We start from the raw sequence: 14,603 nt of genomic DNA on the forward strand, positions 1-14,603 counted from the left end.
GAATCTTTATAGCGTGAAACATATAAATCCTTATATTTGCAAAAAAAGAGATGTCTCACACAGCCACTTTATGGCTTTGAGACATCCCTCTATGATGGGGATACGAATTCCCCGCCGCCTATATTTTCGTCTGTAAGAACTCCTTAATTTTCTGGACCGTGAGCTCCGGTTCCATGTTCTGCAGCAGATACTCCGACTCCCTTTTAAAGGCCACTTCCTCCGTATAATTCCCCAGATATTCATCCACAATGCCGTACGGCACCGCTTCCCGCTCCAACCGAAGCTGGATATCATTCTTCGTGACGTATATGAAAATCCGCAAGGCCTCCTCGCCGTATTTCTTCCGAAATGCGCTGGCGCCTTCATGATTCACTACAACGATGACGGCTTTATGCTCTTCAATGCCTTGTTCGAGGTCTGCCAATGCAATTCCGTAGTGCCCCCGCTCCAAATGGACCCTCTGGAAAAATGCATTTGTCTCTACCATCGCCTGAAACTCGCCGTCAGAGATAAAATGATAATGTTGCCCATCCTCCTCTTGCGGGCGGGCCGCACGTGTAGTGTACGGAAGGATGTAGGGGATTCCCAGCGAAGCACTAAGCTGCTTGGCAATACTTTTCCGACCCGAACCGCTGGTTCCAGTGATAATAATGATCTTGGGATGGGAAGATTCTATAAGGGTCTCAGCCGGTTGGTTCTGAGTATCCTCTTGGATCGCCGATGCTTTGGATGTTTTTAGCCAGTTCCACATTGCCTTTCCCGTATGCCTATGTCTGCGCAAGCTTTTGACAACAGCACCGGGATTCACCTCCTTCACATACAAGCTATACCTATAGTTAATTCGACAAATATCTCCAAATCCCTCCAATGAGCCCCTTTTAGTTGCCCCTCTGAAAACAGCAAAAAGAGAGTACCCTTAAGATACTCTCTTCTCCCTCTTATTTATCAAATGAAAGCTGCTTACACTTGCTTGAATTCGATCCAGTCGATCTGAAGACCCGGCTTCACAAAATCCAATTTCAGCTCATACAGACCCGCTTCCAGCTCAATCTTCACAAGCTTCTGCTTGATCCATCTACCGTCCGTACCGTTCGTCTGAATGGTCGCCATCATCTGACCGTTCAAGGTCACATTGCATGCGCTTTGCGCCAATTCCGTCTCTGTGGACATGATACCCACGATAATCCGGTACCCCCCTGCTTGTTCCACTTTTACAAAGGTCGATCCCGCTTTGGAAGGTTTCACCTGGGCATTCCCGGTCAGAGATTGCGCCAATTCTTCCGAAAGGGCAGGATTCGCCTTGAAGCTCTCCACCGTTTCCTCACTTACATGGGGTCTTGTGAACACCGGCGCATTCATAATGAACCGGCAGATGTTCATAGCAGAGCGCTGAAGCTCTCCACGGGTCAGTGAGCCATTATCCAGTGAATCCAGGGTGTTGTCATCATAAGCGTTGACTTCCGAGCCATAATTGCTGACAACCATGTATACGTCATTTTGGGCACGGACCATCCAGTTCATATACTTGCGGTCTGCCGGGCCTCCATCCACAACATCGTTCATAATCGCCCACCAGTCCGTCATTACGATACCTTGGAAGCCCCATTCTCCGCGGAGAATCGTGGTATTCAGATCATAATTGGAAGCAGCCCAATGTCCGTTCACCGGATTATAGGAGGTCATGATCGAGTTCGCGCCGCCTTCTTTTACCGCAATCTCAAAGCCCTTAAGATAAATCTCGCGGACCGCGCGTTCCGATACGATAGCATCCACCTTGCTGCGGTGCTTCTCCTGGTTGTTGCAGGCGAAGTGCTTCAGGGTGGCATTAGAGCCGCCTTTCATAATCCCGCGTGTGCATGCCGCCGCAAAGACGCCTGAAATCAGCGGGTCCTCCGAAAAATACTCAAAGTTGCGTCCATTCAGCGGACTGCGGCGGATATTCAGCCCTGGTCCAAGCAAAGTGTCCACGCTGTTTCTAACCAGCTCCAGGCCTTCCATGACATAGAGCTCTTCAACCAGTTCCGCATTCCAGGTTGCCGCAAGCAGCGTTCCAATGGGAACCTGAGTCGCCTTGTGTCCGCTGTCCATCCGGATCCCGGAAGGGCCGTCTGCGGTACAAGCTACCGGAATACCATAGCTGAACAGCTGGTCGCTGACCCCGCCAAAGGCCGACGCTGTACCCGGTGTAACCAGCGGACTGCTCATCCCTTCGCCTCTGACGATTACCGCGAGATCCTGGTCGCTCAGTTGGGCGATGAACGTGGTCATCTCTACTTTTCCGTCATGCACATCTCTTAAGGTATAGCCTTGATACCCGGTCTGCGTAAGCGTTGCAGGCAGATTCTGCTCAATCCGCTCTTTCATCGAAACCTTGCGTGTTGGAACGGCAGCGTATACCAATTCATAGGAACCGTCTTCCTTGCGGGCTCCAGGCATCATCCGGGTGAACCCTTCGGTTGGCGCCAGCGCTTCCTGCAGCTGCTCCACCACCTCAAGAGCCTCCAGTACATAACCGCTGCGTCCCTCTACCTGAACTTCTGCTGCCTTTTTAATGCTGCTTCCTACATAAATACGGTAGGTTCCCGCTTCCAGCACATAGGCCGAAGGATGCCCGGTCACGCCAGCGTCATCATAGGAGGCCATCGAATGAACCGGGAAGCTCACTGTCAGACGCTGCGACTCTCCCGGCTGAAGAACCCCGGTCTTTCCGAAGGCTGCCAGCACTTTGGCCGGTTGTCCCAGCTTGCCTTGCGGAGCTTCGTAATAGACCTGTACAACCTCTTTTCCGGCAAAATCGGTTCCCGTATTCGTTACGGTTACCCCAATCTCAGCGAAGGTCTTGCCTGCCCGGCTGACCAGCCTGGCTTCTTCCGGCTCGATGGAGAACGTAGTGTAGGAAATCCCGTAGCCGAACTCAAACTGAACCTTTTCCGGACAGAAGGTTTCAAAATAACGGTACCCCACATAAATATCTTCCTGATAAAAGTTTTTGAATTCATTACCGTAGTTTGCAGTCGAAGGATAGTCCTTGATCGAATAAGCAATCGTATCCGTCAATTTACCGCTTGGCGTCACTTCTCCTGCCAGTACATCGGCAATGGCATTGCCCCCTTCCATCCCGCCGTGCCAGGAGTAAATCACACTTGGAATAGGGTGCGCATAGCTGTTATCGTTCAGCCAGCTCATATCGATAATATTCGAGACATTCAGCACAACGACCGTTTGCTCGAAATAAGCCGTCACCTGCTTCAGCATCGTCTGTTCATCTGCCGTCAACTTGTAGCTCCCCGGCGCGTCAGCATTATCCTGATCTTCTCCCGCCGTACGTCCAATGACGATAACCGCCTTGTCCGATTTGCTTCTTGCCTGCGATACCAGCTCATCCGTTAGCGGCATTTCCTTCTGGTGCCAAGGCTCTGCTGCCCAGGCTCCGCCGCCATTGTCAAACGGATTCTGCTGAATCCACTTCTCGTAGACGGCCGCCAGCTCTTCATTGACAGCCAGATTCTTCTTACTTCGCAGTCCATCCAATACATTGGTTGTATACGAGACATGCACGCTTCCGCCTGAGCCTGTACCGCTGCGGTAATAATTCACTTGAGTTCTGCCAAAAACCGAAACGGTTTCACCACCGCGCAGCGGAAGCACCTGGCCTTCATTGCGCAGCAGCACCGCGCCTTCCGCACCTACGGTCCGGCTGAATTCTGCAAAACCCTCTAATGGAACTCCTAATTGCTGTGTAGTCAAATTTGTTTCCTCCTGATTGTCATTTCCTTATCCATATCTTACTATAAAGAATCCCCTATCAAGAATCAAAGGGATTGTGGTCTATACAAACTGTACTTGAGATTTTGTCCAAGCGGGATTTGGTCGTGACTGCGGAGAATGTTTGGACTTCCGGCCGCTGTTATGCTCAGACGATCTCTAGCAGGAGGTGCTATAGCATAAAAAAAGCCCCCGGGAATCGGGAGCTTTCTCAACAGCAAAACTTGAATTAATTTGTAACATCGGAAATAGATGAACCAGTTTTTCCGAAAAATTCTCCATTAACGTTACTACCGCCACCACTCCATTGAAGCGTATAGTCTCCACCACGCATGCCTTGTTCGTAACCATGTTCGAAATTTTTCCACGTAATGGATCCATTTCCTGAAATTACCTCGGAAAAATATACCCAACCTGAATTTTTGTGTGTTAAGCTAACAGTAACTGAACTGCTACTATAGTTTTTCATAAGCAGTTTAATATGGCCAAATCCACCATTAATAGTAAAGGTTTTTGGTACAACTGCGCCTCCCGTTACGGTACCCCCAATGGGGTTGGACGTATCAATAACAAATGGGCTTATCAATTGACCTTCGACAAAAGGATTACTAATGGGACTTACATTTGATTCAGGAGTTACATTCTCCTGAGTTGTACTTGGTGAAGCAAAAGCAGTTATCGCTGTTGTTATCATAGCTAAAGATAATGTCGCAAAAAAAGCACTTCTTTTCTTCATAAAATTACTTCCCCCTCATTTTCTTCGATGTATTAATTGGTTAATAATGTATTAAATATATATTGTTAGTGAAGTATTGTCAACTATTTCAAAAAAAGACTTACGTTTTCCATATGTATCGATGCGAGAGAGAATCTCGCTCAGCTATTTGCTCGTCTCCTAGTGGCCTCAACTGCCCTAATGTTCCCCTATACTTAATGTCCGCATTTGAACCGCCCGTAAGAGCAGTTAAGACAACATATGTATGTTTTTTCTGGAACCAAAGGAAAACGTGGAACTTCGAACCATTTTCATAGTTTCAAAAATAAAAACGGCTGTCTCACTAGCAGAAAAATCTGCTGGAGACAGCCGTTTTGTTGATTTCAGTCTTGCTGATGCTTAAAGTGTCCAGTCAGCCGCTTATTCGGCTTGACCAAGCAGCCGGTAGATAACAGCCGCTGCTTGCGCACGGGTAGCTTGTCCTTCTGGGACAAAGCGTCCATCCGGCATGCCGTTGATCAGTCCGCCGCTGCGCACCGCCTCCACCGCTTCAGCGGCATCCTGCGGCAATTGCTTCAGGTCGGTGAACGGAGTGGTCGCCACTCCGGTTTCACCCTTCAGTGGAACATTCACGATACCTGCGAGGCGGTAGATCATTATGGCCATTTCCTGGCGGGTAATTTGCTCATTGACCCCGAAGGAGCCGTCAGCTTTTCCTTTCACAATGCCCAGCTTTTGTGCGCTGGCAATCGGGCCGGTGTACCAGGCTCCCGATTTCACATCACTGAATGCAGGGACAGCCGTCTCATCCAGCAGACCGAACACGTTCATCAACATTTTGATGAATTCCGCACGGGTCACGTTAGCTCCCGGCTTAAATGCGCCTGCTTCCGTTCCTTGGATAGCCCCTCTGGCTGCCAGCGCCTCAATGCTGTCCGCTGCCCAGCCCACGTTCGCTACATCGGTAAAGGCAACATTCGGGCAGAAAATCGCATAGGTTCCGTTATGCTTCATGTTGAATTCGAACATTCCGGTGGCGGCATTATACTTGCCGCCTGCAACAATCTTGGCTGTTCCGGCATCACTCAGCGTGTAGGCGACCACTTGATGGCCTTTGTCGCCGGCCTTCAGCACATAAGGCAGTGCCAGCTTGATGCCCTTCGCTTGCAGCGCGGTAGCCGGAAGCGCTGCTCCGTCAATATTCAGCGTGATATCGCTGAGCGTTCCCGCTCCCTTGAGGGCGCCCGCTTGCGCTGGCAGGCCCGCAACGTCCACGGCTTTGACCAGCAACGTTAGGCTGCTGTTACCCGTGTACGATTTCAGGAAGCTCTGCGGCAGAGTCACATTCGCAGAGCCGGTCTCAAGCTTCAGCGTGGTCACTGCTTTCGCTGCGGCCAGCGCTTGCAGCGGAAGTTCTACTGCCACTTGCTTCACGCCCGCTGCCGCTTTAACGGTGACTGTCAACGTGCCGTCTTTGATGTCCTTGGCGGCAGCTTCGATATCACCAGCAGCTACCTGCGCTTTGACCGTTCCGTCCGCCAACACAACCGGCTGCACGGCGATACTGCCATTGCTTACGGCAGCGGTCGCGCTAGGGCTTGGTTTCGGTGTAGGCGAACTTGTGCCGGAACCGGACGATGGAACGTACGGCGTAGCCGTTGGCGTCGGTGATGGCGTCGGCGTCGGCGTTGCTGACGGAAGCAGCTTCAACCCGCCAATTGCCGACGCCAGTCCGCTTAACGCCGCATCAATATCCGCCTGTGTAGCGGTCCCGCTCTCCAGCAGAAGCGAGGCATGGCTAATGGCTTCTGCGAGTACCGTCCAGCTCGCTTCGGTATACAGCTCCTGCTTCAAACCTTTTGCTTCTTTAAGCTTTTCCTCCAACAGACTGGTATTAACCGGCAGATTCACAGTTACAAGCGTCAGCGTATAGGTGTGCGTTGTAGTCTGATCGGCAGCCGTTACCTTCACTTTGTATCCCGTTTTCAAATCCGTTGCCAGAGTGGCAGCATCGCTTTCATAGACGGCAAAGGTAACTCCAGCCCGTACAGTCAATCCCTCTGTCAACTGCTTCAGGGTCGTAGTCTCAGGCACAATAATTTCCTTCGCCACCTGATCCAGCGAACCGCCCGGAATCGTGATGCCGCTGATGGAAGCATTGTGCTCCTCTACCGGCTTGAGCGCTTCAAAAGCGTTCTTCAACGCTTTGTAAGCCGTATCAATATCGCCTTCGGTGGATGAGTCATTTTTGTAGACCTCTGTTGCAGCCAGCAGAGCGGCGTGCAGCGCATCCCACTGTTCCGGCGTTCCGCTGTAGTTATCTTCGTTCACTGCCGGGTCGGCAGCCGTGTCGATCGCCGTTTTCAGACGCGTCTTGTCATACTTGACATAGATGCGGCAGCTTGCCCGCAGCTCGCTTCCTTCCACCTTGCCCAGAACAACAAAGTCGGTGGCAATGGTCAGCTTGTTCGGTGGAACTTCATCCCACACCACGCTTGCCTGCCCTCTTGTTTTGTCCGCATAGGTTACAGTCACTTTGGCAGGCAGAACTGGCATTACGTTTACCGTTGTATTGACTGAGACCGGCTCAATGGCTGTAATCGCTCCGTGATCGGCCGGAATCGGCTCTTCCCCGCCGGATTTGGCCGAAATGGCGCGCCATTCCTTAAGTCCGGTATAGGAGCCGCCTTGCTTCACCATCGTCAGCCGCAGCTTGTCGGTCGTAACCTCATTAAAGGTGACCTCGTTGAAGCTGTCCTTCTCCATCTTCTTCTCGCTCAGACCGCTGACAGGTACGAATTTACCCGCCGCGCTGTCCCAATATTCGAAGCTGTAGTCGGCAGGAACGATTACTCCGCCGCCATCATCGAAGAAATACAGCGAGCTTCCGGAGAGAGTCACCGGACGTTTCCACGAGTATTGTACCCAGTGGCTGCTGCCGGGACCGCCCCAGTTTCCATATTGGGTTTCAATATCCTTGTCGCCAAGACCATTTGAAATAAGCGGGATATAACCGTCATTGATTGCGTACACATTCTCCCAAGCTGAAGTATACGAGGCGCTTGGCGTTGCCAGCAGAGCCGCATTTCTGTAGCGCAGGCTATCTATGGCCGACCGCAGCTGGTCCGTTGTGGCCTGCACTTCCTCCAGGGTGTATTGGTCTTTGGCAAGCAGCGCCTTGGCCGCGGTCAGCGTAGTTTGCAGCCCCTGCCACGATTCAGGCGTAAAGTCGTTCTGATTCCGCACAAGTGGTCCCTGCTCCGAATTCCTATCCGCGAATTTCGCAATCATGTCGGACAATTCGGCGGTCGCTACAAACACGGTAACCGGTACATCGACTTTAGTAACCTGATCTCCGTCGCTGACGCTCAGCTCATATTTATATTCACCTACCGTCTTGAACGTGGCTTTCAGGACAGCTTGATCCAGCACAGGCGCTTCAACCTGGCCTTCACCGGAGACAAGCTTCCACTGATAGGTCAGCTTGCCGCTGGGCAGGCCGTCATCCTGAATGGTCGGTACAAGGGTCAGCGGAGCGTCCTGCTCCACCTTCACCGGCGTATCCAGCATCACCTTCGGCGCACGGTTGGCCGCAGGCGTAACTTGTAGATTGTTGTTGTAAATCTGAATTTCCTTGATGCCGGTTCCAAAACCTGAAGCATGGGTGAAATTGACGCGAATCGCTGCCGTATCCACCGCCTTGAACTCCACATTGTTGTAGTTGGAGGTTACATAATCCGGATAACGGAATTGCCCCTCCACCGGTTTCCAGGTCGTACCATCGGCATCCAGATATTCCACACCGAAGGTCTGCGGAGCGTCATAGCCATTAGGACGCCGGTCGTTGTAGAAGTAGACCTTCACGTTATCTACCTTATGAGTGCTGTCGAACTTGAAGGTCACTGTATCGGACGGATTCGGCGATCCGCCGAACAAAGCTGTATTGGACGTATGATTAATAGAAGCAATCGTTGAACCGTCCGCCAGATTTTTCACATCCGATCCGCTCTTGATATAACTGGATTCAACAGTGGTTCCAGCCGCAAGCGCCAGATTCTCACCGCTGTGCACAACGTCAACACCGGCTTTGTTGAACATATCAACCGCTTTTTCATTGCCGGCCAGGGAAGTCTCATCAGCTGCGGCCAGTTTGATAGCGCTGCCTTTTTGGAATAATACCTGTGTCTTCGAGTTATCGCCTACGGCGCCCGGAACATCACCCGAAGGTTTCTCCACTTTGCCTGTAGCTGTATCAAAAATGATATGCGACATTTCATTGGTGGTCATCACACGCTCGCCATTAATGAAGAGTGAATAACCGGCTGGAATACCTTTGTAGTAAGGATTGCTGTCCGAATATTTTGCCGGGTCCTGCCAGACAATCGACAGGTTGGCATCATGATAACGCACATTGTCCACTGCGAAGTGATCATATTTGACATTGATCGGCCACAGCTCGATTTTGTCATCCGTTCTCGGCTGCAGTCCGGCCATATCCTCCATGACCGTGTAATTCATCATGCCCAGCGTATCGTGGTGAATCCATGCCCGTACCATTTTGCCGCTCGGGTTCGGCGGGTTATCCTTGGTCCAAGGTGTGCCGAAGAAATAATCCTCCAGCCAGAAGAACTCATTGGAATCCAGATGATCCGTATCGCCCGGATTCACTGTATGCAGCCATGCACCCCAGTCGAACAGTGTTTTATAGGTGTCACTGTTGATGTTGTTCACCGGATAATAGCGCAGTGAAGCACGAATAGTATTGATATAATTGCCGAAGTTACACCAAGCGAACTGGTCGGTGCCGAAGGCATCCGTCTCGCCGTTCTTGAACGCATCCACCCGCTTCATAATGCTGTTTTGATCAGCAGTGAAGAACGGGAAGATCGGATAATAATCCGGATCAGCGTAATCGTACAGTTGGGTCAAATACTTGGACTCATATCCAGTCTCCCCTGCCTTTGGCACGACGCCGAAGTTGAACACGAACATGTTGTTGTCGCGCCACGGATCGAATACATCCTTGCTGCCTTCCACTTTTTTATGCAAAAAGCTGCCGTCTCCGTTGGTATCCGCTTTACCGTCGCCGTCAAAGTCCTTATTGTCATACCACATATTCGTCAAAATGGCCTGCTGGATCTTGCCGGCAATCTCCTTCATCTGCGCGGCCTTTGTCTTATCGCCAAGCTGCTCATACATTTGTTGTGCGGCTACTGCATTGGCATACTCTGTGGACGATCCGTCCAGACGGGCATAGTTGCCGCCGCCTTTCCAGTGCATCGAGACCGTGTCGCCGTCGTTGCCGGTAATCGGCCCGTGGTTATAGTAGACCAGGTCCGGGTCTGTACCCTTGAAATGAGCCAGCGTGCCAGTTACATCGTTCGCTGAGAAATCAGCGAATTTCTTCAACACCTTATCCCCGCCGCCGTAGATTTTGTAAGCTTCCCAGCCTACCTGCGAGGAGTTCTGCATCATATCCCAGGTCCAGATGTTGGGCCGGCCAGGGTTATTCTTATAGTTGGCATTCTCGGAATATTCGCCTTGGGCCAGCCATGTGCCGTAGGCATAAGATGGATCACGCAGCCATTTCAAATCCTGCAGCGCCCACGGCACGCTGACCGTGATGCCGTTGTTATAGCCGAGTACCCCCTCCATATTCATCGGGAACTGCCAGTCATTGCCGGGAATGTTGGCCTCCAGCAGATTATAGCGGTTGCTCCACCAGCGATAGTAAAGCACCTTCTTCACATTCTCGTCAGGGACGTCAATGTACGGAATGTTTTGTGCCCACCACTCGTTGTACTGCTTAACCTGATCGGAGAAAGCCTTTTCATTATTAGCTGCCTTGAAGTCGGCATATTGCGTCTTGGAGGCAGGAATCTCATCTGCCAGCCAGCCCATGACGACCTTCTGGTCAACCGATCCGCCGGCCGGAACGGTAATCTCTTTGACGAGATCGTTGCCCGCTGGACTCATGCCGTCTCCGCTTAAGTGAACATCGACATAGGACATTGCTTCCACATACTTTTCACCGGCCCGTCCGACCATGATCGGAGCGGCAACCCGATTGCCAATGAGTTCATCACCTTCCGCCTTGGAGACAAATGGCGATTTGACCGTCATCGTTACTGTGACCGGCTGGCTTCCCTTATTGGTAAGCTTCAGCAGGGTAACGGCACTGTTGTAGGCGGAAATGAATTTACGCTGGTTGATTTCCAGTCCGCCGCTGGTATAGGTCTGATCCTCGTGGCTGGGATAATTATTGCGTTTGTCCTTGTCCTCCACCAGGCCGCCCGTCGACAGAGAGATGTTGTACATCGTATCCTTGTTGAGCGTATCCGCATAATGCACTGTGCCGACAAAGCCAAGCTGCGAATTGTCCTGTGTCTTCATGTACAGGGCGCTGCCGCGGCTGAACAGCATATTAGCGCTGCTGTCGTCACCGCCATTATCGTCGGGAATGACGCCGCTATTGACCAGCAGTGAATCAAGCCACGGCAGGTCAGCATTGTCTTTGGCGAACTTGGAAAAATCAAAGTCCTCCATTTTCTTCATCATCTGTCCGATAGTCTCCAGGCTGAAATCCACCGGCTGCTTGACGATTTGGTTGCTATCCTTCCACTTCGCCGGACCGTAATCCGTGCCTACCCCTTTATGCACAAAATCCGTCGTATAGTTCGCCGATGCCGGCACAATGCCGGCATTCAGGGTAACGGCCGTACACAAGGCCGCTACCCAAATCTTTCGATTCCATTTCTTTGTTGCCATCTTTGTCTTGTCTCCTCTCTAACCTTTAATCCCCGTCAACGTAATACCTTCCACAAAATATTTGTTGCCGATCAGGAAAAACACCAGGCAGGGAGCCGTAACGACCAGCGCAAGCGCCATAACCTGTTCATAGTTCGGAATCCGCATCCCGTTGACGATGTAGAGACCCATCGGCAGGGTATAGTCGGCTTCCGTCTTTAAATAAATCATCGTGTAGAAAAATTCATTCCAGCAGTTGATGAAGCTGAACAGTGCAACAACAATCATCGCCGGGCGAATCAGCGGCAGCATAATGCGGGAATAGATGCGGAAATGGCCCGCGCCGTCAATTTTGGCGGCCTCGCTTAATTCACCGGGAATGGTCATGAAGAATTGCCGTAACAGAAAGACAAAGTAAGCATTGCCGCCCGCGCAGAAAAAGGCGGGAATGATCAGCGCTGGCTTGCCAGCCAGTCCAAGTGAAGTGTACAGCGAGAATTGCGGCAGCAGGGTTACCGCACTCGGCAGCATCATGCTGCTGATGACGAGCATGAACCACATCCCGCGTAGCGGGAACTTCAGCTTGGCGAAGGCATAGCCGGCAAAGCTTGTCGTAAGCACGGTGCCGATCACATAAGGAACGACAATGGACACCGAGTTCCAAAGCTGCCGCCAGAACTGAATGCGCTCCAGCCCCAGCATGAAGTTATCCGCATTCAGCTGCTCCGGGAAGAACACAGGCGGACGGGCCAAGATCTCCGAATGGCTGACAAAAGCGCCGCGCAGCAGCCAGTACAGCGGAAAAGCGAAGATGACCCCGAGCAGGCAGGACAGCGTAATGAGCGCCAGATGAATGGCTTTGCTTCTGCTTTTTGCCCGCTTGATACTGGAATATTTCATCGTTGCCGTTGCCGTCATAATCTCACCCTCTTTCTTTTGCCCATGGAATCGTCCCGCTTAAACGAGCCCTGAAAGTAGAATAGTATGCCGGTAATAACCATCGTAATCAGGAAAACGATCCAGGCCTCGGCGGACGCCAGCCCGCGCATACCCACTTGGACAAAGGAGTGGTCATAGATCATAACGTTGATGAAATAGGTCATCCGGTCAGGCGCGCCGTTTCTCGACAGCACCACGCTCTGGGTATAAATCTGGATGGAAGTCATCATACACATGATCAACTGGAAGAAAAGCACCGGCTTGATCGTCGGGTAAGTCACCTTCAGGAATTTATGCCACGCATTGCCGCCGTCCATTTCGATGGCCTCCAGCAGTTCGCCGGGAACATCCTGCAATGTGGCAATGAAGACAACAATCGTCCCGCCGCAGGTCCACAGGCTCATGATAAACAAGGTCTCAAATATCCGGATCGGGTCCGTCAGAAATTCTACTGGCGCTATTCCCAGCTGCAGCAAAAGCCAGTTGACAAGTCCGCCTTTGGCCTGATTTTGCAGCAGCATTTGCCACACAATCGTAGTCGCCAGCATCGGCACCACGGACGGCAGAAAGAAGATGGCCCGCAGCATATTTCTGCCGATAAACTTACGGTTCAGCAACAGTGCAATGATCAGGCAAAAGAAGATCACAAGCGCCACATTGACGAAAGCGTAGATCAAGGTTACCGTTATTGATTTTTTGAACTCGGAGCTGGGATTGTTGAATATATACCTGTAGTTATCCAGCCCGATCCAGTCCATTACCTGACTTCCGCTCAAGATCGTAATTTTATGAAAACTGTAAAATAAGCTGGCCAGCATCGGGTAGAGCGTCAGCACCAAAAATCCGATAATGGCGGGCGCTGCAAATAAATATCCGGCAACCGCCTCCTTGGTGGCGCCTTTGGCGTGTTTCTTGACATAGACGGGTGCCACACCGGTTTTGCTCTCTGGGTTCATAAGCACAGCCCTCTTTTCAAATAAAAGCTTTATACTTTTGGATTGGTGATGTCAGTTCTAGGACACTTTACCGCTTTCCCACAGCTTCTTAATCGCCGGCATGATCGAATCATAAATTTCCTTAACGCTCTTTTTGCCGGACAATGCCTGGTCGATTGATTTCTCATACTCCGTATTCATCTTCAGATAAGCCGGAACATAATAAGCAGGCCATTGCACGATGGCATCCTTAGTGGTGGAGTAGCTGAGAATTGTTTCTTTGGCACTTTCCGGAAGATCGCCGGTCCACTTGTCCACCAGGGCGGGATCCGTATACCAGTCTGCCTGATTCGGCAGCCATGCACCGCTCTTCAGCAGCTCCAGACTGTTCTCAGGGTTAACCATGTAGGCGTAGAATTTTTTGGCCTCTTCGATATGTTTGGAGGTGTTGTACACAACCAGCGGGGCGCCAGCGTTCATTGTCACTGCCTTCTCCATTTTCGGCAGCACGCCAACCCCGATGTCCTCGTTGCCTTTGATGTTGGCCAAATCCCAGGAACCGCTGATCGCCATAGCATATCCGCCACTGAGCGCGTCCACAGCGGAACCAATTCCTGTGCTCCAAGTATAGGTGAATGGGGAAGCTACCTTATCCTTGACCAGATCGGCCAGCTTTTGAATGCCCTCTGCGCTCTTCGGTGAATCCCATTGGAACTCCTTACCGTCTGGTGATACAATACCGCCGCCGTTCGCATTGGCTGCCCAGAAATGGTGGAATTCGCGGCCGGCAGTAAAGCCCAGACCATAATTCTCGGTAAGTGAAGCATCGAACCCGGCATCTGCAGCCGTCTTACCCTTCGTATCCTTGGTAAGCTTCTTAGCGTTGGCTACAAAAGTATCCCAATCCCAGGCGTCTTCTACTTTGGTTGGAGGATAAGAAACACCGGCTTCGTCAAATTTCGATTTGCTGTAGAACAGCAGCTCCATTTGGTTGGAGAGTCCCACACCGATTACCTTTTGTTCCGGGGAATGGATAGTAATGGCCGGGAGCTTCTCGGGGATACTTCCGTCTTTCAGCAGATCGGAGATATCCGCCAGAATGCCCATTTCATTGTACTTTTGAATGTCGCCTTCACCCATGTAGCTGATGTCCGGCAGCTCGCCGGATTGCAGCCGGGTCTGGATAAAGGTGTCGAAGGTGCCGTCCGCCGGCAGTACCTGCGCGTTAATTTTGACGCCGGTATCGGCCGTATATTTCTCTGCGGCTGCTTCAACCAGCTTCTTTTGCACATCATCCCCCCAATACAACAGTTCCAGAGTAACGTCCTTCGCGGATACATCCTTTTTGTCCGCCGCCGCTTCCGATGCCTTCGGTGCCTCGGTTGCCGCATTTTTGGCATTGCCTGAGTTGTTCGAATTGCCCGAACAGCCCGCCAGCGCGGAGAACGCCATCGTTAATGCAAGAGATAGAACCAGATTACGTTTGCCAAACTTCATGTTTG

7 protein-coding genes are annotated in these 14,603 nt (G+C 51.5%); all 7 read right to left on the reverse strand.

The features are described from left to right. Window positions 1-118 precede the first annotated feature (118 nt). The 7 genes from A3844_RS11310 to A3844_RS11340 all read right to left on the reverse strand — a co-directional run bounded on the left by A3844_RS11310 (window position 119) and on the right by A3844_RS11340 (window position 14,598). Window positions 119-751, reverse strand: coding sequence for a guanylate kinase (locus tag A3844_RS11310; RefSeq protein WP_074100409.1), 633 nt, complete (start codon window positions 749-751; stop codon window positions 119-121). A gap of 209 nt (window positions 752-960) precedes the next feature. After that, a complete protein-coding gene (locus A3844_RS11315) occupies window positions 961-3,747 on the reverse strand; it encodes a glycoside hydrolase family 3 C-terminal domain-containing protein (RefSeq protein ID WP_074107456.1) in 2,787 nt (928 codons plus the stop codon). A gap of 247 nt (window positions 3,748-3,994) precedes the next feature. Then, window positions 3,995-4,501, reverse strand: coding sequence for a hypothetical protein (locus tag A3844_RS11320; protein ID WP_074107457.1), 507 nt, complete (start codon window positions 4,499-4,501; stop codon window positions 3,995-3,997). Between the two features lie 399 nt (window positions 4,502-4,900). Further along, window positions 4,901-11,248: an S-layer homology domain-containing protein gene (locus A3844_RS11325; RefSeq protein ID WP_074107458.1), complete on the reverse strand. Its 6,348-nt coding sequence runs from the start codon at window positions 11,246-11,248 to the stop codon at window positions 4,901-4,903. A gap of 18 nt (window positions 11,249-11,266) precedes the next feature. Next, entirely contained in the window at window positions 11,267-12,145 is an 879-nt protein-coding gene (locus A3844_RS11330) for a carbohydrate ABC transporter permease (protein ID WP_083606811.1), read from the reverse strand. Further along, window positions 12,142-13,122 (reverse strand): carbohydrate ABC transporter permease, encoded by a 981-nt coding sequence (locus A3844_RS11335; RefSeq protein WP_074107459.1) that lies wholly within the window; start codon window positions 13,120-13,122, stop codon window positions 12,142-12,144. Before A3844_RS11335 ends, A3844_RS11330 begins: the two co-directional genes overlap by 4 nt. Window positions 13,123-13,179: 57 nt before the next feature. After that, window positions 13,180-14,598 (reverse strand): ABC transporter substrate-binding protein, encoded by a 1,419-nt coding sequence (locus tag A3844_RS11340; RefSeq protein ID WP_074107460.1) that lies wholly within the window; start codon window positions 14,596-14,598, stop codon window positions 13,180-13,182. Window positions 14,599-14,603 lie beyond the last annotated feature (5 nt).

Source organism: Paenibacillus helianthi (genome assembly GCF_001909055.1).
GTDB lineage: Bacteria > Bacillota > Bacilli > Paenibacillales > Paenibacillaceae > Paenibacillus_AQ > Paenibacillus_AQ helianthi.